This window comes from Microbacterium sp. Se5.02b, assembly GCF_019464375.1.
Taxonomy (GTDB): Bacteria; Actinomycetota; Actinomycetes; order Actinomycetales; family Microbacteriaceae; genus Microbacterium.
In genome coordinates this window covers 1,303,960-1,326,275 of the sequence record NZ_CP080491.1, presented here as the reverse complement: position 1 = coordinate 1,326,275, position 22,316 = coordinate 1,303,960, and the positions used below count along the sequence as shown (strand labels likewise).

Genomic DNA, 22,316 nt, shown 5'->3' with positions numbered 1-22,316 from the left:
CGGCTCCTAGCCTCGGAGGCTCGTCGGGATGAGCAGTCCGTTGGTGGTGACCTCGAACTCCACGCCGGCGCCGTACAGGGTGCTGGTGGACTCCGCGAACGGCATCACCTCGAGGTTACCGATCGCCGAGGCCTGTGCCGCCGTCCAGGCGTCGCAGCTCTCTTCGCCGGCAAGCTGCTGCGCCTCGGCCGTGAGGTCGAAGAACTCCTGGTTCGTGTTGTACGTCCAGTTGCCGCCGTTCGGGGGGAAGTCCCCGGCGAGGATGCCGGCCCAGGTCGAGGGCAGCGTGGTGGAGATCGGGGCCCAGATGAGGTCCCAGTCGCCGCCCTGGAAGATGACGTCGGTGTACGACGACGACGGGCTGGGCGTGACCTCGACGCCGATCTCGGCCAGCTGCTGCTGGATGAGCTCGATGCCGGCGACGACCGACTGCGCCTCGGTGGAGGGATAGACGAAGCTCAGGGCGAGCTTCGCACCGTCCTTCTCGCGCACGCCGTCGGCGCCGACCGTCCAGCCGGCCTCGTCGAGCGATGCGGCCGCGGCATCGGCGTCGAAGCCGATGAGCGAGGTCGTGGCATCGGCCCCGACGCACACCGCGGTGAACGAGGAGACGAGCGAGGTCATCAGTTCGCCGCGGCCACCCGTGGAGACCGAGGCGACCTCATCGCGGTCGATTCCGCCGGCGATGCCCTCCCGCACGAGCAGGTCGTTGGTGGGACGCCCCTCTGCCTGGTTGAAGAACATCAGACCGGGTCGCGCCGGCACGTCGATCGTGAACAGGTCGCCGCTCTCGAGCCGGTCGCGATCGGTGCCGCCGACCTCGGCGACGTTGATCTCGGACGACAGGAGCATGTTGGCGCGGGTCGGCTCGGTGTCGACGACTTCGAGCTCGACCGTCTTCGGCAGGCCTTCCGTCTCGCTGGTCACGTCGCCGGGACCCCAGGTGTAGTCGTCGCGCAGGGCGAGCGTGTAGGTCTGACCGGGCGAGGAGTCCTCGAGCGTGTAGATGCCCGTGCCGACGGGGGTGGCGTCGAGCGACGCGGGGTCGTCGACGCCGGCCGCGCACACGACAGGCATCTGGCCGATGTTGCTGAGCAGGAAGCTCTGCGGCTGCGCGCTGGTGAACGTCACGGTGCGCGAGGCGTCGTCGGCCTCGACCGTCAGGCCCTCGCCGGGGAAGTAGACGCCCGCGTACGGTGAGGCCGTCTCAGGATCGGCGGCGTAGTCGAACGAGGCCTTCACGTCGGACGCCGTGAGATCGGAGCCGTCCGTGCAGACGATGCCGTCCTTCAGAACGAACGAGACCTCGGTCGTCGACTCGGTCCAGCTCTCGGCGAGCAGCCCCTCGGCGTCCTTGCCGTGGGCGAAGGACATGAGCGTCTCGTACAGGTACGCCGAGACCTCCTGCCCTGCCTGGGTGGCGTTCGTGATCGGGTTGAGCGAACCGGGATCCGCGGCGATGGCGATGGTGGCCTTCTCGACCGTGCCTTCGCCTCCTCCGTCTCCCCCGCCGGCGCAGCCGGTCAGGGCGAGTGCCGTCACGCCGACGACCGCGGCTACGATGCTGCGTCTCATGGGTGTCCTCTCTTCACGGAACCCTCGGGCGGGTTCCACCTAATTGAATGTTATGAATTGCTCTTTATTGCCTCGTGTCGGCGGTGTTTCGAGATTGTTACCGGTCACGAATGGTCGTCGACGAGGGCGGCGGCGCCCATCACCGACTTGAGCTCGAGGAACTCCTCGAACCCGTGCACCCCGCACTCCCGGCCGACACCCGACTGCTTGTACCCCCCGAAGGGAGCACCCACATCGAGCCCGGCGCCGTTGATGCCGACGGTCCCCGTCCGCATGCGCAGCGCGATGCCGAGCGCGCGTCGAGGATCGCTCGACCACACACCGCCCGACAGTCCGTACACGCTGTCGTTCGCCAGGTCGACAGCCTCATCGACCGTGGCGTAGGGAGTGATCGTGAGCACCGGACCGAAGACCTCCTCGTGGAAGATCCGCATGTCGGGCGTCACATCGGTGAAGATCGTGGGCTGCACGTACGCGCCACCGGCCGTCGGTTCGACGATATCGAGGCCGCCGGTGAGCACGCGCGCGCCCTCGTCGATCGCGGTGGCGATGTGCGCGCGCACGCGCTCGCGCTGCAGCTCCGAGGCGAGGGGACCCGTCGCGGTGACCTCGACGCGCGGGTCACCGGGCGCCCAGCCGGCCGCGACCTCGACGACGGCCCGCTGCCACGCCTCCTGCATACCCGCCGGCACCAGAACCCTGGTCTGCGCGGCGCAGGTCTGCCCGGCATTCGCGAAGCACGAGGCCAGCACACCGCGCACCGACTCCTCGAGGGGCGCGTCGTCGAGGACGATCGCCGCGGACTTGCCGCCGAGCTCGAGGGCGACCTTCTTGATGGTCGCGGCGGCCGCGCGCGCCACATGCTCGCCCACCTGCCGCGAACCGGTGAAGGTCACCATGTCGACGCCGGGGTGCGCCACCAGCGGTGCGCCGACACCGGCGCCGTCGCCGTGCACGATGTTGACGACGCCGGCCGGGAGTCCGATCTCGCGGAGGATGTCGCCGACGATCGCGGCGTTGAGCGGCGCGGCCTCGCTCGGCTTGAGCACCACGGTGCATCCGGCGAGGACGGCCGCGCCGACCTTGAGCATGATCTGGTGCAGCGGGAAGTTCCACGGGGTGATCGCAGCGACCACGCCCACCGGCTCCGACACGACGAGGGAGTTCGAGACCGCCGCACGCTCGACATGAGCGCGGGCGGCCTCGATCAGGAGGGAGAGATCGGCGATCGCCACCCCCACCTGGGCGGAACGCGCGAACGCGATCGGCGAGCCCATCTCGGCGCTCAACGTCTCAGCGAGCAGCTCCCGGTGGCGCGCCAACCCCTCGGCGAGCGCCTGGACGTGAGCGATGCGCTGCGACATCGGCGTCGTGGACCAGCTGCCGAACGCCTCCGCGGCCGCGGCCACCGCCCGATCGACGTCGGCGGGACCTCCTGCGACGACGGCGCCGATCACGGTGCCGTCGGCCGGGCTGACGACATCGATGGAGGCCTGCCCTGCGGCGTCCTCCCTGATGCCGGCGATGTCGTGCCCGATGACCATGTCAGACCCCGGCCCTCTGCACCAGGTGCGCGTCGGGTGCGAGAGGCGCCGGACGCGGCACACCCTCGTGGATGAGGTGCCACGGCGAGGGGAACTCCCCACCGGGACGTCGATCAGGATCGGCTCGTTGGCCGGCACGGCATCCGCGAGCACCCCGGCCAGCTCCTGCGGGGTGTACGCCCGCGCGGAGCGGATCCCGAACGCGTCGGCGAGCTTGCCGTAGTCGGGGTTGGTGAGATCGCTCGCGAAGTACCGCGCGCCGTAGCGGTTCTTCTGGATGCGGCGCACGTTGCCGTAGAAGCCGTCGTGGAAGACGATCGTCACGAGCCCGAGACCGTACCGCTTGGCCGTGGACAGCTCCTGAAGCGTCCACGAGAACCCGCCGTCGCCGTTCACCGAGACCACCGCCCGCGAGGGGTCGGCCGCCTTGACGCCGAGCGCGGTGGCGAAGCCGTACCCGAGGGTGCCCTGGTAGCCGGGCCCGATGTAGGTACGCGGCTGGTATGCGGGGTACGACGCACTGGCCGCGTAGCCGACCTGGGTGAACTCGCTGACGAAGACGCCGTCTTCGGGGAGCGCTCCGCGGATGGCGGCGAGGTACTCGCGCTGGGGGCGATGTCGGCGAACTGCTCGGCGATCCACGTGCGCACCCGAGCGAACTCGCTCTCGCGCGATTCGCGCGCCGGCGACCCGACCTCCGCCGCGAGCGCAGCCAGGGCGAGGCGGGCGTCCGCGTGCAGGGTCTGCACCGCGGCCCTCGGTCCTTCGAGGTCGGCCGCCTCGGCGTTGACGAGGATGACGGGGGCGCCGTTCGTGTCGACCTGCGTGCCGAACGTCGAGACGAAGCGCGTGCCGACCGCGAGCACCAGGTCGGCGTCTTCGCGGAAGGCCCGGAGCGCGAGGGCGTCGAAGGCGAGGCGGTGCCTGGCGTCGATCGCACCGCGGCCGTTCTCGGTCATCAGCACCGGGGCCTCCAGCGCCTCGGCGAGCGCCTGGAGCGCGACCGACGCGTTCGCCGCGAGCACTCCGCCGCCGACGACGATCATCGGGCGCTTCGCGGCGACGAGGCGCGCGGCGGCCGCGCGGATCTGCTGCTCGTCGGGCGTCAGGGGCGCGGCGGCGACGCGCTCGGCGGCCGCGGCGCGCGACGTGGCAGCCAGCACGTCCGGCGGCACCTCGATCGCGACGGGGCGCGGTCGCCCGGTGCGCAGCTGGGTGAAGGCCTCGTGGACGAGGCCGGGGATCTCATCGGCGGACCGGGCGGTGCCCGTCCACTTCGTGAGCCGCTGCAGGATGCCGGTCTGGTCGGGGATCTCGTGCAGGGCGCCGAGACCACGGCCGATGGCCTGCGAGTCGATCTGCCCGGCGATGAGGAGCATGGGCGAGTTCGCGGAGTATCCGGTGGCGACGCCGGAGAGGGCGTTGAGGACTCCCGGTCCTGGCACGACCATCGCGACACCGACGTCTCCGGTGCTCCGTGCGTAGCCGTCGGCCATGTAGGTCGTGGCCTGCTCGTTGCGGGCGCAGAGGAAGTCGACCTTGTCGGCGCGGGCGTGGAGGGCGTCTGCGGCGGCATCGAGCTGAACGCCCGGAATACCGAAGATCCGTGAGACTCCCTGGTTGATGAGGGAGTCTGCGAGCAGATCGCCACCGGTGTGGTCGGTCATCTGTTTCCTCTCGTGAGCGGCATTGCGTGATTGACTGTATTAGATACATTCAATTATGGCAAATGGGAGAATCGCCCGGGGACACCGCCCCTGCTCGCCGCTCGCTCCTTAGGATGTGAGAGATCCGCCCCGCCCCCTCCAACCGAAGGACCCCCGTGGCAACCACCCAGGATGAAGCGCGCACCTTCCAGCGCGTCGCCCCCGCGCAGTCCGTCGCCGACCGCGTGGTCACCGAGGTCGAGGCGATGATCAAGTCCGAAGGACTCGAGCCGGGACACCGGATCGGTACGCGGCAGGAGCTGTGCGAGCAGTTCGGCGTGGCGCCGGCGACGCTGGGCGAAGCACTGCGCGTGCTGCGCGCCCGCGGCTCCGTCGATCTGCGCCCTGGACCCGGCGGTGGCATCTTCGTCGCCGACCAGTCGCCGCTGATCCGCCTGGCGCACAGCGTGCTGCGTCTGCGGCAGACGGGGGCGCCCGTGAACGACGTCATCAAGGTGCTGGATGCGCTCGACGAGGCGGTCATGCAGGACGCGGTGCACAACCGCACGGATGCCGACATCGCCGACCTCGACGCCGTGATGGCGGAGCTCACGGAGCACTGGCACGACCCGATCGAGGGTCTGCACGGCAACTGGCGACTCCACCGAAGGATCGCCGAGATCTCGCCCAACGCCGTGCTGCGCACGTTCTACCTCAACCTCGTCGACTACATCGAGGGCGAGACGGCCGGCGCCGCGAGCGAGGACGCCCTGGCCGTGCCCGGATTCCGCCAGGACACGGACGAGCGTCTGCGCATCCACGAGGCCCTCATCGCCGCGATCCGCTCCGGCGACCCGGAGGTGGGCCGCAAGGCCGTGCTCGACCACCGCACCCTCGGCCGCTGACGCGGACGCCGCGGCGCCGTCCGACGGGCGCCGCAGCGGGACTACGCGTCCCCGACCCCCACGTGCCGCCAGGCCAGCGCGGCGAGTGCGGCCGCCTGGTCGCCCAGCACGGCGTCGTCGAACTGCGCATGCGGCGAGTGGTTCATCGGGATGTCGTCGGGGTCGACGTGCGGCGGGGTCGCGCACAGGAAGAGGAACGTGCCCGGTACCTCCCTGAGCACGAATGAGAAGTCCTCGGATGCCATCCAGGGGACGTCGAGCTCTTCCACGCGGTCGTCGCCGAACGTGGTGCGCAGCACCTCCGTCGCCGCGGCCGTCTCCGGCGCCGTGTTGACCGTGACGGGGTAGCCGACGATGACCTCGACGTCGACCGTGCAGCCGTGCGCCGCGGCGATCCTCTCGATGAGCGGAGGCAGCTCTGCCTGCGCCTGGGCGATCGAGGCCTCGGACAGGGTTCGCAGGGTCGCCGCGAACCCGGCCTCCTCGGGGATCACGTTCGTGATCTCGCCCGCGTAGAGCGTCGTGACGGACAGCACCACGGGGTCGAACACATCGACGCGGCGCGTCACCCATGCCTGCAGGGCGAGCACGAGCTCTGCCACCACGGGCACCGGATCCACGGCCTGCTGCGGACGGGAGCCGTGCCCGCCTCGCCCGTGCACGCGAACCTTCAACACGTTCGCACCGGCCATGATCGTGCCCGGCTTGAGCTGGAACCGTCCGCGCTCCCCGGGCCGACATGGATGCCGTACGCGGCCTCGACCCTGCGCCCCGAGGCCTCGAGCACACCGTCGCGGATCATGAGCGGAGCCCCGCCCCCTGCCTCCTCGCCGGGCTGGAACATGAACACCACGGACCCCGCGATGCGGTCGCGGCGCGCGGCGAGCAACCGCGCGGCACCCACGAGCCCTGCGACGTGCAGGTCGTGTCCGCACGCGTGCATCGCCCCGTTGGTCGCGGCATAGTCGAGACCGGTCTCCTCGACGATCGCGAGCGCATCCATGTCGCCGCGCAGCAGCACGGAGGGACCGTCGACGGCCCCGCGAAGGACCGCGGTGACCGAGCTCAGGTCGGTGCCGGAGGTGATCTCCAGTCCGAGACCCTCCAGTGCGTCGAGCACGGCGCGCTGGGTCTGCGGCAGGTCGAAGCCCGGCTCGGGGATGCGGTGCAGCTCCCGCCGCAGTGTCACCAGCTCCGGCAGCAACCGGGCGGCGTCATCACGCAGCGTCATGCCTTCTCCTTCTGCGATGCCCCGCCCGACACGTACACGGTGCGGCCGTCGATGAGGACCTCCCGGACGGTCGAGGCGACGTCGAGGGGGTCTCCGCTCCACAGAACCACATCGCCGTCCCTCCCCGGCTCCAGCGCGCCGACCCTGTCGTCGATGCCGGCGATGGACGCTGCGGTCGAGGTCATCGCGGCGAGCGCGGTCTGCCTCGGCAGTCCCGCCCGCACGGCGACGGCCGCCTGCATCGCGAGCAGGCCGATCGGCACGACGGGATGGTCGGTCGTGAGCGCGACGCGCACGCCGGCGGCGGCGAGCGCGGCGAGGTTCGCGGGGTCGGCCTCCCGCACCTCGACCTTCGACCTGGTCGAGAGGATCGGACCGTAGATGACCGGGATGTCGCGGGCGGCGAGGACGTCGGCGAGCTTGTGCGCCTCGGTGCCGTGGTTGAGCACGAGGCGCAGACCGAACTCCTCCGCGATGCGCAACGAGGTGGCGATGTCGTCGTGGCGGTGCGCGTGCTGCTCCCAGGTCAGGGTGCCGTCGAGCGCCTCGGTGAGCGCCTGCATGCCGAGGTTCACGGCGAACGGCGCCCCTTCGGCCCTGGCCTTGTCCCGCCGCGCGCCGTAGTCCCGCGCGTCCATGAGCGCCTGCCGGATGACGAGCGCGATGCCGAGACGGGTCGACGGCAGCTGCTTGCGCTCCCCGTACGCCTGCTTGGGGTTCTCGCCGAGCGCCGACTTCATGCCGAGGGCCGCGCGGATCACCTGCTCATCGACCGAGCGGCCGCCGGCGGTCTTGATGGCCACGCTCTGTCCGCCGATCGGGTTGCCCGATCCGGGTTTGACCACGACGGCCGTGATGCCGCCGGCGAGCGCGTCGCGGAAGGCGATGTCCTCGATGTTGATCGCATCGAGAGCGCGCACTCCCGCGGTGACGGGCGACGAGACCTCGCTGCCGTCGAAGCCGGCGGGTCCGTTGGCCTCCTCGTGGGCACCGATGTGGCTGTGCGGGTCGATGAGCCCCGGCAGCACCCAGCATCCCGCGGCGTCGATCACGCGCGCGCCCGCTGGCACGACGACGTCCGCGCCGACGGCCTCGATGAGGCCGTCGATCAGCAGCACCGCGCCGCCATCGAACTCCTCGCCGAGTCCCGTGACGACCCGTCCTCCCACGATCGCGACGGCATCCGTCATGCGTCCTCCTCCTTCGTGCGGCGCTCGACGAGCTCCCGCGTCCTCGTCAGCAGATCATCGACATCCAGGCTGAGGATGCCGGCAGCGGGGTCGACCCGCACCACGATGCCGTCCTCGCACTCCGGGGCTCGCCGCTCAGGTCGACGAGCGGGTCGTCGACCCAGACCCACGGCAGACCGTCGGCGTACCGGCGGATGTGGGCGAGCTTGTCGAACTGCACCGGAAGGAACGGCCACGGCTCCTCCGGCAGCTCGAGCGGCTCGCGGAACGCGGTGTGGGCGTTGTGCCCCCACTCCGATGCCCACACGATGTCGAAATGCGCGGCGAGGTCGTGCAGGCGCTGCGCCGCGGCGTCCGGGATCGCGACGTCGCGCACCCAGCGCCCCCACGCCGACAGGTGGTGCATCGTGACGGGCACGGTCGGCTCGCCCTCGATCACCACCACGTCGCTGATGCCGAGGACGAGCACCGGCCGGTCGCCCCGCGGCGGTCGCGCCGTGTACTTGGCCATGTCAGTCGTCCACCGCGTCGGCGAGCAGCGGCGCGTCGGGGGCTCCCTCGAAGTAGTTGCCGCCCTCGATGCGCACCAGGCGCTCCGAGTCGTCGAAGAACACGCCAACCGGATCGCCGCCCCCGGCGACGGCACGATGCTGCTTGGCCATCATGCGGCGGATCATCGCGATGCCCTGGTCGGTCGTGGTGAGGTGGTCCTCGGAATGCAGCGAGATGGCGCCCTGCGACTTCTGGGCCTCGTAGTCGCCGGGAAGCCGCTGGTGCTCCAGGTCGGTGAGCTCCTTCCACGGCTTGCCCTCGTGCGTGGAGCGGAGCTTCGCGAGGAAGTCGGGGTCGCTGTCGCGCGCGACCGTGAAGATGCGGAAGTGCGTGTCGTCCATCGGCACGACCCAGCCGATCATGTTCGTCTGGCCGGAGGCGAGCTTGGGGCTGGCGACCACGCGCAGGTTCGGGAAGATGACCTCGGTGACGCGGCGCAGCTGGCGCCCGTCGCCCAGTTCGCGCATCTGGATGCTCCGCACCCCCAGCGGCGTGTACTCGTAGCTGACCTCGGGGATCAGCGCCATCTCGGGTGTGAACTGGTTGCCGCTGAAGCGCGCGTGCAGGATCGGCACGTGGAACGGATCCATGACGTTCTCCCAGTGCTGCAGCCAGTTGAAGTCGAGCTCGGCAGGGCCGCCGCCGCCCACTCCCTGGTCGTTCACGATGAGCTGCTCGCCGTCGCCGAGCTCCTCGAGCGTGTCGTAGCGCGGAAGGACCGGCTTCTTCTCCGGCGGTCCCATGTAGGCCCAGATCAGGCCGTACTGCTCTTCGACGGGATACCACGGCTGCCGCACACGGTCGCGGTGCAGCCCGAGTTCGGGTTCGCACGGCTGCTCCAGGCAGTGACCCTCGGTGTCGAACACCCAGCCGTGATAGCAGCAGCGGATGCCCTCATCTTCGACACCGCCGTAGAACAGCGAGGCGCCGCGGTGGATGCAACGCGGATGCAGGAGACCCGCCTTGCCCTTCCTGGTGCGGAACAGCACGAGTTCCTCCCCCAGCACCCGCAGCGAGATCGGGCGCGTCGTCGCATCCTCGACCTTCGCGACCGGGTGCCAGTAGCGACGCAGCACCTCGCCGTAGGGCGTGCCTGGCCCGACCTGCGCGAGTTCGTCGAGTGGCTGCCCGAGGCGCAGCCCGTATGCGGTTCCGGTGTCCATTGGTCGCTCCGTTCGTTGGTCAGATGTCGAGGACGAGCCGGTCGCCGAGAGAGCGGGAGACGCAGATCATCATCGTCTCGTTGCTCTCCCGCTCGTCAGGGGTGAGGACCGAGTCCCGGTGCTCGGGGGCGCCATCGATGACGGCGGTCTCGCAGGTGCCGCACACGCCCTCGAGGCACGAGCTGGGCACGCCGATGCCGGCGTTCTCGAGCATCTCGAGGATGCTGCAGCCCCGGTCGACCGTCACCACGAGGTCGGAGCGGCGGGCGACGACCTCGAAGGAGTCGGCCCCCTGCGATTCACCGAAGGTCTTGGCCTGGAACCTCTCGACGTGCAGCACGCCACGCGGCCAGTCCGCGCTGAGCTGTTCGAGCGCGTCGAGCATCCGCTCGGGGCCGCAGGCGTACACGCCGGTGTCGGCCGCAGGGGCGCCGATCCATGCCGCCAGATCGAGGCGGTCGTCGGTGTCGCCGCGCACGAGCAGGGTCTCCCCGCCGGCGAGCTGCGGCGCCGAGAGGAACGCCATGCGCTCCCCCGCCGAGCCGAGGTAGGCGAGTCGCCACGGGACGCCACGCCTGGTGGCGTCGGCCAGCATCGGCAGGATCGGTGTGATGCCGATGCCGCCGGCGATGAAGACGTACTCCGCGTCCGGTGCGAGCGCGAAGTGGTTGATGGGTGCCGAGACGGTGACGAGGTCGCCGACGCGCAGGCTCTGGTGCACGTGGCGCGAACCACCACGGCTGGGGCTCTCGGCGAGGACCGCGACCCGCCACATCGTGCGGTCGTCGGGATCGGAGCACAGGGAGTACTGGCGTTCGACGCCGTTCGCGAACCGGAGATCGATGTGCGCGCCCGGTTCCCACGCCGGCAGCTCGGCGCCGTCGGGGGCATCGAGCTCGAGGGACAGCACGTCACGCGCCTCCTGGCGCATGGCGCGCACGCGCAGGGTGAAGCGCTGCTCCGGGGTTTCGACCGCTGTGTGGGGCACCGTCGCTCCGCTCCTTCCGTCGTCCCGACCGGGAGATCAATTGACAACATTCGTTATATTCAATTACGATAGTATGAAGTCCGCCCTGGGCCTGTCAAACGGACACGGCCGGAGCGGGCACGAGAGAAGGGCGATCGGATGTCGGAGCTGAGACTGCGCGGAGACCTGGACGCGATCCCGGGCTACAAGCCGGGAAAGGCTGCACCGCAGTCCGAGACGGCAGACGCGGTGCACAAGATCTCCTCGAACGAGAACCCCTATCCTCCGCTCCCCTCCGTGACGGCGGCGATCGCCGACCAGCTCGCCCACATCAACCGCTACCCCGAGACCGCGGCGACCGCCCTCACCTCCGTGCTGTGCGAGCGGTTCGGGGTCGACCCCGTCAACATCGTGCTCGGCAGCGGCTCGGTCGAGGTCGTCTCGCAGCTCATCCGCGCGACCGCCGGCGAGGGCGACGAGGTGCTCTTCGCCTGGCGCTCCTTCGAGGCGTATCCGATGCTGGTCAGGGCGGCCGGCGCCGTGCCTGTTCCCGTGCCCCTCACCGCCGATCACCGGCACGACCTCGACGGCATGCTCGCAGCCATCACCGAGCGCACCCGCCTCATCCTCGTCTGCAACCCGAACAACCCGACGGGGACGACCATCGGCGAAGCCGAGCTCGACCGATTCCTCGCTAGCGTGCCCTCCGACATCGTCGTCGTGATCGACGAGGCGTACGTGCAGTTCAACGACCGCACGGACTCCCCGGTCGGGATCGAGCATTTCCGCCGCCACGCCAACGTCGCCGTCGCGCACACGTTCTCGAAGGCGTACGGACTCGCCGGGATGCGCGTCGGCTACGCGATCGCACCGGCACCGCTGGGCATCGCGCTGCGCAAGGTCGCCATCCCGTTCGGCGTCACGAACCTCGCACAGACCGCCGCCGTGGCCTCGCTCGCGGCCGAAGAGGAACTCGGTGCGCGCGTCGCGTCGCTCGTCGCGGAGCGCGAGCGCGTGATCGCCGCCTTCGCCGCAGCCGGCTTCCCGCTTCCGGAGAGCAAGGGCAACTTCGTCTGGCTGCCGCTCGGCGAGGCGACAACGGCCGTCGCCGAACTGCTGGAGCGTCACGGCCTGCTCGTGCGCCCGTTCGCCGGAGAGGGACTGCGCGCCACGGTCGCCGAGACCGAGGCCAACGACATCCTGATCGCGCTCGCGCCGGAGATCGCCGCCTTCGTCGCCGCCTCGCCGGAAGTCGCCCCCGCGCTCGCGAGAAGCTGAGAGCACGGTGTTCCTCGGACGGCGTCACTCCCCGAGGAACACCGAGAACCGGGTGAGGGCGGCCTCGACCGCCGCCGCGTCCGCCGGGGTGTCGAACAGCTCGGGCGGGGTGTCTCTGGCGGCCGTCGCGTGCGTCCAGCAGCCGATCACGCGACCGTCCTCGACGAGCGTGGCGCGCACCATGCCGTTCTTGCCGGGGCCGATGGCGGACAGGTGCTCGGGCGCCGCGACAGCCGTGCGGTCGGCGTACGAGATGTAGTACTCGTCGAACGCGCCGAGGGCGAGCACACTCGACGCACCGGCCGGACGACGCGGATGTGCGCGCGCGACGAACAGCCCGTCTTCGACCTCGGTCACACGGGCGGCGGCGTGCACCACGGCCTCGCGGGACTGCCCGAGAGTGAGACCCGACCACCATGCGAAGTCGGCGACGCCGGCGGGTCCGTGCCCGTCGATGTAGCGCACGAAGAGCTCGGCGAGAGGGTCGTCCGGCCGCGCGTGCTCCCGGATGTGCTCGTCGACCAGCACGAAGCGCTGCTCCCTGGTGATGCCGGCCCTCGCGACCACGGGTCCCTGGCAGATGAGGCCGTCGATCGTCAGGGTGAACAGCAGATGGATGCCGCGCTGCCCCGTAGGGTCGATGCCGACGCTCTGCAGGATCTCGAACACCTCGGCCCGCGTGCGCCCGCCGTCTCGCAGCTGCGGGGTCAACGCACGCACGGCCGCGGCGATCATGTCGTCGTCGATGCCGAGGTCGCGATGCCGAGAGGCCGCCTGCTGCCGCTGCCGCCCCGCCGTGACCTCCAGCATCCAGCCGAGGTCACGAGCCGGCACGGTGTGCAGCGTGCCACGCATGGTCCATGCCCGTACGAGGTCGCCGCGGTCGAACGCCCGATCCACGTCGCGCAGCCGCACATCGCCGCGGGTGCGCACGGCGAGCGCCCACCGTCCGGCCGTGAAGTCCTGGCTCTGCACGGCGAGCATGTGGTGCGCGGCATCCGTCACGGTGCGCGTCGGCGCGGTCAGACGGTGCGATCGGAGGCGCTCGGCGCGAAGGGTCGCGGTCTTCATGACCCCATCATGCCGGGCGCCTCCGACGCGGCGCAGGGCGGTCAGCCCTGCAGGGTGACCTCGCGGCGCTCCGGGAGCACGATCGGGTGCGAACCGGCCATGACCTCGAGCACCCGGATGACCTGGCACGAGTAGCCGAACTCGTTGTCATACCAGACGTACAGGATCAGGGTGTCCTCGTCGGCGATCGTGGCGAGCCCGTCGACGATGCCGGCACGGTGCGAGCCGACGAAGTCGGTGGAGACGACGTCGGGGCTCTCGACGTAGTCGATCTGCTGGCGCAGCTTCGAGTGCAGCGAGACGCGGCGCAGATAGTCGTTGACCTGCTCCGTGGTCGCTGGGCGCTCGATCGTCAGGTGCAGCACCGCGAGCGACACGTCGGGGGTGGGTACACGGATCGAGCTCCCCGTGAGCTTGCCCTCGAGCTGCGGGAGGGCTTTCGCCACGGCCTTCGCCGCGCCGGTCTCGGTGATGACCATGTTGAGCACGGCAGAGCGCCCGCGCCGGTCGCCCTTGTGGAAGTTGTCGATCAGGTTCTGGTCGTTCGTGAACGAGTGCACCGTCTCGACGTGCCCCTTGACGACGCCGTACGCCTCGTCGATCGCCGCGAGCACCGGCGTGATGGCGTTCGTGGTGCACGAGGCGGCCGACAGGATGCGGTCGGAGTCGACGATGGTGTCGTCGTTGATGCCGTGCACGATGTTCTTGAGGGGGCCCTTGCCCGGCGCGGTGAGCAGCACCCGGGCGACGCCCTGCGAGCGCAGGTGCTGCGAGAGGCCGGCCTCGTCGCGCCAGCGCCCGGTGTTGTCCACGACGATCGCGTCGTGGATGCCGTGGGCGGTGTAGTCGATGGTCGCGGGGTCGTCGGAGTAGATGACCTGGATGCGCGTGCCGTTCGCGATGATCTGCTCGGCGTCTTCGTCGACCGTGACGGAGCCGGCGAATCGGCCGTGCACGGAGTCGCGCAGCAGCAGGGACGCCCGCTTGACGAGGTCGTTCTCCGCGCCGCGGCGGACGACGATCGCGCGCAGTCGGAGCCCGCTGCCGCCGCCGGTGTGCGCGATCAGGATGCGCGCGAGCAGACGGCCGATACGCCCGAAGCCGTAGAGCACGACGTCGGTCGGCTCGGCGGCGACGGCGCCCATCGCCGGCGCGAGCACCTCGGCGAGGTACGCCTCGAGGGGCTGGTCGCTCTCGGCGTGCTCGGCGACCAGCCGCGCGACGTCGAGGGAGGACGCACCGGGGGCGAGGGCGCTGATCGCCTCGAGCACCGCCAGGGTGTCTTCGATCGGCAGCCGTTCGTGGCCGAGCTGGGCGACCCGCTCGTGTACCTCGACGAGGCCCGTCGCCGAGAGCCCGAGCAGGCGGTGGCCGTGGAGCGAGGTGACCACGTCGTGCTCGCGGCGGAGCGCGCCGATGAGCGGGATCATCCGCTCCGCCAGCTCTTCGCGCTCTGTCCATCCTTCGCGGTGTGCCGCGGAAGCGTTCATCTGCGTCCTTGCATGTGTGAGCGCGCGCCGAGATCGCCGGCGCGCGAGTTGCCGGGTGAATCGGGGGATGCGTCCAGCGTACAAGCCTGAGAACCGCGCGCCGAATCGGCGGCGCTCCGCTCGCGGCACCCGGCATTTTCCGTCTACACTGGTGGAATAATGAGCGAGACACTTCCCGGCGACGACGCCGACCTGATCATCCGCGGCGGTCGCATCCACACCCTCGATCCCGCGGGCCGCACCACCACCGCTCTCGCCGTGCGCGACGGAGTGATCGTCGCGCACGACGCCGACGCCGAAGCGCTCGACGCCTGCGAGGTCGTCGAGCTCGACGGGCGCACCGCGATCCCCGGCATCAACGACGCCCACCTGCACGGCGCGTGGCTCGGAGCCCGCTGGCCGCACCTCTTCTTCTCCGACACCGCGCCCGAGGACCAGCCGTCGGGCCCCCTCGTGACGACTGCGGGCGAACGGCGATCCGCCCTGCGCCGGGCCTGGCGCCTGCTCGCCGAACTCGGCATCACGAGCTACACCGAACCCGGCATCGGTCCCGGCGAGGACGCCGGCGAGACGGGCTGCTTCGGCACCGACATGCTCGACACATACTGCGAGCTGCACCGCGAGGGCGCGCAGACCTCGCGCGTCACCCTCCTGCGACTGTTCGGGACGATCGACGGCGAGAGCACACTCGACGACTTCGAGCGGGGCATCCTCACCCCTCCCCGGCGACCGACCGACGGTGGCTCGCGATCCCCGGCGTGAAGATCTTCGCCGACGGCATTCCACCCCTGGCGACCGCGTGGGTCGAGGAACCCTACGCCGACGGCACAACGGGCGCCCTCCTCACCCGCGGTGGCGCCGATCCCCTGTCCGCGTTCCAGCGGATGGTGGAGCTCGCCGCCACCCGTGGCATGCAGATCGCCGTCCACGCGACGGGCGACCGGTCGATCGCGGAGTTCCTCGCCGTCCTGGAGCACCTCCGCGACGCCCCCGCCCCCGCCGGGCCGCACTACGTGGTGCACGGCGACCTGGCCACGCCCGAGCAGATCGCACGCATGCGCGAGGTGGATGCCGGTTTCGCCGTGCAGCCCCTCATCGCGGCGCACACCCACTCGTGGGCCGCCGTGCAGCTCGGTGAGGCCCGCCTCGCCACCGCGTGGCCCCTGGCCGAGATGCTCACGTCGGGGACGCTGACGACCGTGACGAGCGACGCCCCGATCGCGAGCCCCGACTGGCGACGCGGCCTCGACGCCGCGCTCGCCCTGCTCACCGACGCCGGGGTCGTGGACGACGCCGAGACACGGCGACGGCTGTTGCGCACGATGACCGTGGATGCCGCCCGTCAGGACGGCGCGTCGGCCTGGAAGGGATCGCTCGCCCTCGGCAAGGTCGCCGATCTCACGGTCCTCGACGAGGATCCCCTGACGCCGGGACGCGCGTTCTCGTCGCTCGGGGTCGACAGGACCATCGTCGACGGCCGCACGGTCTTCTCCCGCGACTGAGCCGGGCGTCCGGCGGCGCCGCGGCCCGGCGACCCGGACCGACGCACGCACGCACGAAAACGGCGGGCGGCATGTTCACGCATGCCGCCCGCCTCTGATCCCCCGGACCAGTCTGCGGCCCCGACGCCGGGCTCCCGACGTCGGGGCAGGTCTCACACCGCGGTCGCGACCAGCACCCGCGGGCTGCCGGGCAGGGCGACCTTGTCGCGCACCACCCAGCCGGCATCGGTCAGCCAGCCCCGAACCTCGGACTCGGGATACACGACCGTCCCGTCGATCACGAGGTACTCCCCGCGTGCAGCGCGTCGATCCCCGCTGCTCTGCGTCGTCGTCGAGGAAGAAGTCGAGCACGGTCAGGGTCGCGTCCGGAGCCGCGGCCGCCCGCAGATTGCGGAAGATCTGCGCGTTCTCCTCCGCCGAGAACCGGTGGATCACGTGGTTCGCGAACACGGCGTCGTACTCCCCCTGCGGCGTCGCGGTCGCCGTGTCCGCGACCTCCACGGCCGTGCGGTCTGCGAGCCCCGCCGCCGCGACCGCCTCGACGATGCCGTCCTCGAAGCCGGGCGCGTAGACGAAGGTCGTGTGCAGCGCCGGGTTCTGCGCCATGACCGACAGCGCGAAGTCGGCGGAGAGCCCACCGAAGTCGAGCGCCCTGGTGGCGCCGGAAAGGTCGAGGTGACGCCCGAACTCCTGAGCGTGCAGCCGGTTGTACGTCATGACGCCGGCCATGAACGTCGCCCACCGGGCGTCGTCCATCTGGAGGTCGCCGGGCTGCGTCGTGTCGACGGTGTGTGCGAACTGGAGCCAGTGCGGGTAGCTGATCTCGTCGAGGAAGGTGAGGAAGGGGGCGAGGTCGATCGCCGCGTCGTCGCCCGTGAGGTAGGCGGCGGCATCCGGGGCGACGGCGTAGCGGCCGTCGGCACGGAGCAGGAGCCCCTTGGCCGCCATGGCGTCGGCGAGCAGACGGGCGATGCGCTCGCTCACTCCGCACGCGACGGCGATCGCCGAGACCGTGTCCGAACCGTCGGCGACAGCGGCGAACAGGCCGATGCGGCTGGCATGGAAGAGCTGCTTCGACGCCATGTAGCCCGTGGCGATGTCGAGGATCCGCGCGGCGTCGGCGGTGGGGGTGTCGGTCATGGTGATGGCCTTTCGTTATTTATCTACAACTGTGGGAATTAAAGGGCAGGGAGGGGCCGACTGAACGAGACGCGCTCAGTCCGACAGGAAGGCGCGCGTCGCGGCACGGAACTCGGCCGTGTGCACCGCAGCGACGTGGTCACCGGGAACACGCTGCGTGTGCGCATCGGGGAGCAGCCGGGCGAGATCGTCGATCCCTGCCGCCATCGCGTCGTCCATGCCGCCGAGCAGCAGCGTCGGCTGCGCCGGCCCGTCCGACCCGGCGACGAACGGCTCGGAGGCCAGCCCCTCGACCAGGTCGACGAGCTCCGCCGGCCGGTTGCCCTCCTGCGATGCCAGGTGCACGATCATGCCGGTGAGCGGATCGGCCGGTGCAGCGCCGCCCGACACGCTCGCGCGCGCGGCGGCGAGGTCGACGAGCGCGAACGGCTCCCCCGCGCTGAGGCCGCCGAGCACGAGACGCCGCACCGACACCCGCGGATGCCGCGCCAGATCCCACGCGAGTCGCGCTCCGAGGGAGTAGCCGACGAGGTCGATCTCGTCGGGACCCACCGCCGTCGCGAGTGCGTCGAGCACCGTCGATGTGGGCGCGGTGCCGAGCGACGGACTCGCACCGTGCGCGGGAAGGTCGACCACGACGCGGGGGCGGTCGCCGAAGACACCCGCCCACTCGCTCTCGGGCCAGTCCTGCGAACCGCGCGAGGCGAGGCCGTGCAGGAACGCGACAGGCCGCCCGGTGCCCGGGTGCCGCTCGACGAACAGGGGTGTGGTCATGAGGCGCCGTCCTCTCGGATCCGGCGCACCGTGCTCAGCGCAGGCGTGCCAGGAACTGGTCGATGTAGTTCTCGTAGTCGGCGATCCGCTCGCCGTCGGGGTACATGAGGTTGATCACGGTCGCACCGACTGCGACGGAGATGAACTCGTTCGCGAGGGACGCATAGTCCTGATCCCGGATGACGCCGGCATCGCGAGCCGCTTCCATCCGCTCGACGAGCATGTCGCGCCAGCGTCCGAGGTGCGTGCGATACAGCTCCGTGAGCGAGTCGTTCGACATCGCGTACTCCCACAGCGCGAGCAGCACGCGTCCGCTGGCGATCTCTTCCACACCGCTGGGCAGAGTCCCCTCGAGCACCTGCCGCAGCATCCGCTCGGGGGTCGCACCCTCCGACATCGACTCCTGCAACCAGGTGTCGTGCTCGTGCAGCACGGTCTCGAAGGTCGCCGCGACGATGCTCTCCTTGCCCGGGAAATAGTGCTTCAGGGCGCCGTTCGCGAAGCCGGCCTCCGCCGCGATGCTCCGCATGGTCGCGGCCTCGAAGCCGCCCTTGAGGATGATGCTCTTGGCCACCTCGACGATATCCCGTCGACGCTGGTCGTGATCGATGATCTTCGGCATGGGGTCCTTCCGGCCGATTGCGATGCGGGGAGCGATCCGGCCTGGAGCTACCGTACCGCCGCATCGCGCACCTCCCGCAGAGCGAGCCACTGCGCACGTCGCTCGCGTTGCGCGATCGGGTCGGCGACGGGCGAGGCCAGACGCAGCCGCTCGGAGTAAGGATGCCGGGGGCACGGGTGACCTGCTCCCCCTCGCCGACCTCCACGAGCTCGCCGCGGTACATCACGGCCACCCGGTGGCAGACGCGCCGGACGACGCCGAGGTCGTGCGAGACGAACAGGTATGCCACCCCGGTGTCGCGCTGGAGCTCGATGAACAGGTCGAGGATCGTCGCCTGCGTCGTGAGGTCGAGGGCGCTGACCGGCTCGTCGCACACGACGAGTCGCGGTCCCCGGACGAGTGCGCGCGCGATCGCGACGCGTTGGCGCTGACCGCCCGAGAACTCGCTCGGGTAGCGGTCCATCGCGGTGCTCGGAAGGCGCACGCGATCGAGCATCTCGCGCACCTTCGCCTCCGCCGCCTTCGCGCCGATCCCCGTGGTCAACAGCGGCTCGGCGAGGATGTCGCCGATCGTCATGGCGGGGTTCAGCGAACCGTACGGGTCTTGGAACACGACCTGCACGTCGTCGGCGAGCGCTCTGCGGGCGCGACCGCCGAGTCGGCTGATCTCCTGACCGTCGAAGCGGATGCTCCCCGCGGTCACGGGCGCGAGGCCGAGGATCGCCTTGCCGAGTGTCGACTTGCCGGATCCGGACTCGCCCACCAGGCCGAGGCATTCGCCGGGGGCGATGTCGAGGGAGACCCCGTGCAGCGCGCGGAAGGCGTGGCGGCCACGGCCGTATTCCACGACCAGGTCTTCGACGGAGAGCAGGGCGCTCATGCGGTCACCTCGATTCTCGCGCGGTCCAGTTCGACGCGGCTCTCGACATCGTCGAGGGAGGCGGCGATCAGTTCGCGCGTGTAGTCCTCGGCGGGGGCGGCGAACAGGTCGTCGACCGGTCCCGACTCGACGACGTCGCCGCCGCGCATCACGATCACGCGGTCGCAGATGTCGGCGACGACGCCGAAGTTGTGGGTCACGATCAGCAGCGCCATGCCGTACTCGGCCTGCAGCTCGCGGAGGAGTTCGAGCACCTCGGCCTGCACCGTGACGTCGAGCGCCGTGGTGGGCTCATCGGCGACGAGCAGCGAGGGCTTGCCTGCGATCGCACCCGCGATCAGTACCCGCTGCGCCATGCCGCCGGACACCTGGTGCGGGTAGCTGCGCATCACCCGGTCGGGATCGGTGAGGCCGACGCGGATGAGCATCGCGCGAGCCCGCTCCTTCGCCGCCGCAGCGCTGAGACCCTGCGTGTGACGTAGCGGCTCGATCAGCTGGTGGCCGATCGTGTACGAGGGGTCGAGGTTGCTCATCGGCTCCTGCGGCACGTAGCCGATCGCGCGTCCGAGCAGGGCATGGCGCTGCTTCGGCGTCGCCTTCGTGACGTCGGTGCCGCCCACCCAGATGGCGTCGGCGATCGCCCGGCCCGTTGAGGGCAGCAGGTCGAGCACCGAGAAGACCGTCTGCGACTTCCCCGATCCCGACTCCCCACGATGCCGACGACTTCGCCGGGGGCCACATCGAGGGTGACGCCGTGCACCACCTCGGTCTCGCCGTTCGGGGTGGCGTGCACGACGCGGAGGTTCTCCACTCGGAGGGCGGAGGCCTCGGCCGCGTGCTGCGCGGTGCCGGTCGGTGCGGTGGTCGCCGCCGCGGCGACCTGCGCCGCCTTCCGACGGGACGCCCGAGGCGTCCGTACCTGCACGAGCTCGGCGAGTGTGGACCCCATGATGGCGAGCACCGCGATCGTGAGCCCCAGTGCGGCCGAGGGCCACAGCAGCATGAGCGGGTAGGTGAGCATGAGGCGGAAGCCCTCGAGCATCATGGCGCCCCAGCTGGGGACGTTGGAGTCGCCGATGCCGAGGAACTGGAGCCCGGCCTGCATGCCCATCGCCATGCCGGCGGTGAGCGCGGTCTGAATGATGACCGGCGGGTACACCGCCTTGATCACGTGACGGAAGATGATGCGCCCGTCGGAGAGACCCGAGACGCGGGCCGCATCGATGTACGGCTCGCTGCGGACGGCGAGGGTCTGCGACCGCGCGATGCGGAAGTACCCCGGCACCATGAACACGCCCACCGTGGCCATCAGCAGCTCGAAGTTGTTGCGGCTGCCCGCAGCGACGACGAGCAGGATGATCATGCCGGGGATGGACTGCAGCGCGTCGCTGACCCAGGTGGCGACGCGGTCGAAGACCCCGCCGAAGTAGCCGGCGGCGACACCCGCCGGAACACCGATGACGAGCGCGGTGACGATCGTGATGAGCGCGCCCCACAGGGTCGTGCGCGTGCCGTAGATGAGTCGGCTGAGGATGTCGCGCCCCGTGGAGTCGCCGCCGAGGAGGTGCTCTGGCCCTGGGGGCGCCTTGGCCGCGGCGAGGTCGACGAAGTTCGGGTCCATCGTGCGAGGAGCGGGGCGAGGACGCCGACCAGGACGATGAGGACGAAGATCGCCAGCGGGATGTAGCCGCCGGGGTGGCGCAGGAAGCGTCGGAACAGGCCGGAGCGGCGCTTCTGGGCGGCCTTGTCGAAGGCGACGCGGATGTCTGTCGTGGTCATGCGACGCGCACCTTCGGGTTGATCCAGCCGAGCACGAGGTCGAGCAGGAGGTTGATCAGGACGACGAACACGATGGAGATGACGGTGATGCCGAGGAGCATCGGGATGTCGCCGTTCTGCGACGACTGGTTGGTGAGTTGCCCGAGGCCGGGAAGGCTGAAGATCTGCTCGACCACGATGGCGCCCGAGAGCAGCCCGACGAACATGAGGGCGATCACGGTCAGGGCCGCGGGTGAGGCGTTGCGGAGGATGTGCAGGTTCACCCTGGTCGCGGAGAGTCCGCGGCTGCGGAGCGTGCGCACCCAGTCCTGGCGGCTCTGCGCGATGACGGCGTTGCGCAGCTGCTCGGAGACCGCGACGATGCCGCCGAGGGCGAGCGATATGGCGGGCAGGGTGATCGAGCGCAGCCAGCCCTCGACCGACTGGGTGGGCGGCACGTAGCCGACCGCGGGGAACCATTTCAGCTGCACGGCGAGCCACATCACGAGCACGAGGCTGACCCAGAAGCCGGGAAGGGCGAAGAGCACGACCGAGATGCCCTTGATGATCCGGTCGAACCAGGTGCCGGGGCGGAGACCGGTGATCATCCCGAATGCGACGCCGATGACCGCGGTGATGAGCGTGGCGAATGTCACGACCGAGAGGGTCACGGGGACCTTGATCGCGAGCTGTGCGCTCACGGGCTGGAAGTTGCGCCAGGAGACGCCGAAGTCGAGCAGTGCCGCATGCGAGAGCCAGTCCCAGAACTGTACGAGGAGCGGGCGGTCGATGCCGATCTTCTCGGCGAGCGCGGCCTGCTGCGCAGGGCTCGCCGTGGTGCCGAGGAGCGAGGCCGTCGGATCGCTGATCGCCAGGTGGGCGAGGAAGAACGTGCCGATCGAGACCGCGACGAGCAGGAGGATGCCGGACAGCACCCGCTTCGCCGTGAACAGGAGCATGGGAGCCTCTCGGGAGGTGGCGGGGTCGGAGGGGGAAGGAAGTGCCGGGGCGGCCGTCGTCGCGGCCGC

General features: G+C 70.6%; 21 protein-coding genes and 2 pseudogenes. 4 read left to right on the top strand and 19 right to left on the bottom strand.

Going from position 1 to position 22,316, the window contains the following annotated elements; all coding sequences use genetic code 11:
* Positions 1-6: 6 nt before the first annotated feature.
* The 3 genes from K1X59_RS06625 to K1X59_RS06615 all read right to left on the bottom strand — a co-directional run bounded on the left by K1X59_RS06625 (position 7) and on the right by K1X59_RS06615 (position 4,786).
* Positions 7-1,575 carry an ABC transporter substrate-binding protein gene (locus K1X59_RS06625; RefSeq protein WP_220174061.1) on the bottom strand — a complete coding sequence of 523 codons (1,569 nt, stop codon included), beginning with the start codon at positions 1,573-1,575 and terminating at the stop codon, positions 7-9.
* Positions 1,576-1,679: 104 nt separating this feature from the next.
* Positions 1,680-3,605 carry an aldehyde dehydrogenase family protein gene (locus tag K1X59_RS06620; protein ID WP_258567260.1) on the bottom strand — a complete coding sequence of 642 codons (1,926 nt, stop codon included), beginning with the start codon at positions 3,603-3,605 and terminating at the stop codon, positions 1,680-1,682.
* The gene (locus tag K1X59_RS06615) at positions 3,512-4,786 is read right to left on the bottom strand and encodes a thiamine pyrophosphate-binding protein (protein WP_183152228.1); all 1,275 of its coding nucleotides are present in this window, start codon (positions 4,784-4,786) and stop codon (positions 3,512-3,514) included. The genes K1X59_RS06620 and K1X59_RS06615 overlap by 94 nt, the downstream gene beginning before the upstream one ends.
* 155 nt (positions 4,787-4,941) lie before the next feature.
* Between K1X59_RS06615 and K1X59_RS06610 the strand changes: the two genes are divergently transcribed.
* Positions 4,942-5,670, top strand: a complete 729-nt coding sequence (locus tag K1X59_RS06610; RefSeq protein WP_183152227.1) for a FadR/GntR family transcriptional regulator — start codon at positions 4,942-4,944, stop codon at positions 5,668-5,670.
* Positions 5,671-5,711: 41 nt separating this feature from the next.
* Here the strand turns inward: K1X59_RS06610 and K1X59_RS22375 are convergent, their stop codons facing one another.
* Genes K1X59_RS22375 through K1X59_RS06585 form a run of 6 tightly spaced genes read right to left on the bottom strand, consistent with a single transcriptional unit; the run spans position 5,712 to position 10,794 of the window.
* Positions 5,712-6,332 (bottom strand): M20/M25/M40 family metallo-hydrolase, encoded by a 621-nt coding sequence (locus K1X59_RS22375; RefSeq protein ID WP_309491636.1) that lies wholly within the window; start codon positions 6,330-6,332, stop codon positions 5,712-5,714.
* An 8-nt stretch (positions 6,333-6,340) separates the two neighbouring features.
* Positions 6,341-6,901 carry a M20/M25/M40 family metallo-hydrolase gene (locus K1X59_RS22370; RefSeq protein ID WP_309491635.1) on the bottom strand — a complete coding sequence of 187 codons (561 nt, stop codon included), beginning with the start codon at positions 6,899-6,901 and terminating at the stop codon, positions 6,341-6,343.
* Positions 6,898-8,091: an amidohydrolase gene (locus tag K1X59_RS06600; protein WP_220174060.1), complete on the bottom strand. Its 1,194-nt coding sequence runs from the start codon at positions 8,089-8,091 to the stop codon at positions 6,898-6,900. Before K1X59_RS06600 ends, K1X59_RS22370 begins: the two co-directional genes overlap by 4 nt.
* 46 nt (positions 8,092-8,137) lie before the next feature.
* Positions 8,138-8,602, bottom strand: a complete 465-nt coding sequence (locus K1X59_RS06595; RefSeq protein ID WP_220174059.1) for a hypothetical protein — start codon at positions 8,600-8,602, stop codon at positions 8,138-8,140.
* A gap of 1 nt (position 8,603) precedes the next feature.
* Positions 8,604-9,806 carry an aromatic ring-hydroxylating dioxygenase subunit alpha gene (locus K1X59_RS06590; protein ID WP_183152224.1) on the bottom strand — a complete coding sequence of 401 codons (1,203 nt, stop codon included), beginning with the start codon at positions 9,804-9,806 and terminating at the stop codon, positions 8,604-8,606.
* A gap of 19 nt (positions 9,807-9,825) precedes the next feature.
* Positions 9,826-10,794 (bottom strand): PDR/VanB family oxidoreductase, encoded by a 969-nt coding sequence (locus K1X59_RS06585; RefSeq protein WP_244632474.1) that lies wholly within the window; start codon positions 10,792-10,794, stop codon positions 9,826-9,828.
* 138 nt (positions 10,795-10,932) lie between these two features.
* Between K1X59_RS06585 and K1X59_RS06580 the strand changes: the two genes are divergently transcribed.
* Positions 10,933-12,051: a histidinol-phosphate transaminase gene (locus K1X59_RS06580; protein WP_220174058.1), complete on the top strand. Its 1,119-nt coding sequence runs from the start codon at positions 10,933-10,935 to the stop codon at positions 12,049-12,051.
* 24 nt (positions 12,052-12,075) lie between these two features.
* On the opposite strand, the gene K1X59_RS06575 is transcribed toward K1X59_RS06580, so the two are convergent.
* Entirely contained in the window at positions 12,076-13,122 is a 1,047-nt protein-coding gene (locus K1X59_RS06575; protein WP_220174057.1) for a winged helix DNA-binding domain-containing protein, read from the bottom strand.
* A 41-nt stretch (positions 13,123-13,163) separates the two neighbouring features.
* Positions 13,164-14,612, bottom strand: a complete 1,449-nt coding sequence (locus tag K1X59_RS06570; protein WP_183152222.1) for a glyceraldehyde-3-phosphate dehydrogenase — start codon at positions 14,610-14,612, stop codon at positions 13,164-13,166.
* Between the two features lie 159 nt (positions 14,613-14,771).
* Between K1X59_RS06570 and K1X59_RS21075 the strand changes: the two genes are divergently transcribed.
* Positions 14,772-15,374, top strand: a complete 603-nt coding sequence (locus tag K1X59_RS21075) for a hypothetical protein (protein ID WP_244632473.1) — start codon at positions 14,772-14,774, stop codon at positions 15,372-15,374.
* The gene (locus K1X59_RS21070) at positions 15,371-16,114 is read left to right on the top strand and encodes an amidohydrolase family protein (RefSeq protein ID WP_396652577.1); all 744 of its coding nucleotides are present in this window, start codon (positions 15,371-15,373) and stop codon (positions 16,112-16,114) included. The genes K1X59_RS21075 and K1X59_RS21070 overlap by 4 nt, the downstream gene beginning before the upstream one ends.
* A gap of 75 nt (positions 16,115-16,189) precedes the next feature.
* Here K1X59_RS21070 and K1X59_RS06560 read toward each other — a convergent pair whose 3' ends face one another.
* From K1X59_RS06560 to K1X59_RS06535, 8 genes and pseudogenes are all read right to left on the bottom strand, one after another.
* Positions 16,190-17,254, bottom strand: coding sequence for a methyltransferase dimerization domain-containing protein (locus tag K1X59_RS06560; protein WP_258567136.1), 1,065 nt, complete (start codon positions 17,252-17,254; stop codon positions 16,190-16,192).
* 75 nt (positions 17,255-17,329) lie between these two features.
* Complete coding sequence (locus K1X59_RS06555) at positions 17,330-18,028, bottom strand: alpha/beta fold hydrolase (protein ID WP_220174056.1); 699 nt, start codon at positions 18,026-18,028, stop codon at positions 17,330-17,332.
* Between the two features lie 34 nt (positions 18,029-18,062).
* Positions 18,063-18,650: a TetR/AcrR family transcriptional regulator gene (locus K1X59_RS06550; protein WP_183152220.1), complete on the bottom strand. Its 588-nt coding sequence runs from the start codon at positions 18,648-18,650 to the stop codon at positions 18,063-18,065.
* Positions 18,651-18,697: 47 nt separating this feature from the next.
* Positions 18,698-19,530, bottom strand: a pseudogene (locus tag K1X59_RS06545) (ATP-binding cassette domain-containing protein).
* Complete coding sequence (locus K1X59_RS21065; protein ID WP_244632469.1) at positions 19,527-20,201, bottom strand: ABC transporter ATP-binding protein; 675 nt, start codon at positions 20,199-20,201, stop codon at positions 19,527-19,529. Before K1X59_RS21065 ends, K1X59_RS06545 begins: the two are co-directional and overlap by 4 nt.
* A 308-nt stretch (positions 20,202-20,509) precedes the next feature.
* Positions 20,510-20,989: pseudogene (locus tag K1X59_RS21060) on the bottom strand (ABC transporter permease); the annotation flags it as partial.
* The gene (locus K1X59_RS21055) at positions 20,890-21,309 is read right to left on the bottom strand and encodes a hypothetical protein (RefSeq protein ID WP_244632468.1); all 420 of its coding nucleotides are present in this window, start codon (positions 21,307-21,309) and stop codon (positions 20,890-20,892) included. The gene K1X59_RS21055 and the pseudogene K1X59_RS21060, both read right to left, overlap by 100 nt.
* A complete protein-coding gene (locus K1X59_RS06535; RefSeq protein ID WP_183152219.1) occupies positions 21,306-22,247 on the bottom strand; it encodes an ABC transporter permease in 942 nt (313 codons plus the stop codon). Before K1X59_RS06535 ends, K1X59_RS21055 begins: the two co-directional genes overlap by 4 nt.
* Positions 22,248-22,316: the final 69 nt, after the last annotated feature.

Bases quoted from the DNA above. Each gene is read 5' to 3' on its own strand.
- K1X59_RS06625 (WP_220174061.1), bottom strand. From the start codon at position 1,575: ATGAGACGCAGCATCGTAGCCGCGGTCGTCGGCGTGACGGCACTCGCC.
- K1X59_RS06615 (WP_183152228.1), bottom strand. From the start codon at position 4,786: ATGACCGACCACACCGGTGGCGATCTGCTCGCAGACTCCCTCATCAAC.
- K1X59_RS22370 (WP_309491635.1), bottom strand. From the start codon at position 6,901: ATGACGCTGCGTGATGACGCCGCCCGGTTGCTGCCGGAGCTGGTGACA.
- K1X59_RS06600 (WP_220174060.1), bottom strand. From the start codon at position 8,091: ATGACGGATGCCGTCGCGATCGTGGGAGGACGGGTCGTCACGGGACTC.
- K1X59_RS06595 (WP_220174059.1), bottom strand. From the start codon at position 8,602: ATGGCCAAGTACACGGCGCGACCGCCGCGGGGCGACCGGCCGGTGCTC.
- K1X59_RS06590 (WP_183152224.1), bottom strand. From the start codon at position 9,806: ATGGACACCGGAACCGCATACGGGCTGCGCCTCGGGCAGCCACTCGAC.
- K1X59_RS06580 (WP_220174058.1), top strand. From the start codon at position 10,933: ATGTCGGAGCTGAGACTGCGCGGAGACCTGGACGCGATCCCGGGCTAC.
- K1X59_RS06575 (WP_220174057.1), bottom strand. From the start codon at position 13,122: ATGAAGACCGCGACCCTTCGCGCCGAGCGCCTCCGATCGCACCGTCTG.
- K1X59_RS06570 (WP_183152222.1), bottom strand. From the start codon at position 14,612: ATGAACGCTTCCGCGGCACACCGCGAAGGATGGACAGAGCGCGAAGAG.
- K1X59_RS21075 (WP_244632473.1), top strand. From the start codon at position 14,772: ATGAGCGAGACACTTCCCGGCGACGACGCCGACCTGATCATCCGCGGC.
- K1X59_RS06560 (WP_258567136.1), bottom strand. From the start codon at position 17,254: ATGACCGACACCCCCACCGCCGACGCCGCGCGGATCCTCGACATCGCC.
- K1X59_RS06555 (WP_220174056.1), bottom strand. From the start codon at position 18,028: ATGACCACACCCCTGTTCGTCGAGCGGCACCCGGGCACCGGGCGGCCT.
- K1X59_RS06550 (WP_183152220.1), bottom strand. From the start codon at position 18,650: ATGCCGAAGATCATCGATCACGACCAGCGTCGACGGGATATCGTCGAG.
- K1X59_RS21055 (WP_244632468.1), bottom strand. From the start codon at position 21,309: ATGACCACGACAGACATCCGCGTCGCCTTCGACAAGGCCGCCCAGAAG.
- K1X59_RS06535 (WP_183152219.1), bottom strand. From the start codon at position 22,247: ATGCTCCTGTTCACGGCGAAGCGGGTGCTGTCCGGCATCCTCCTGCTC.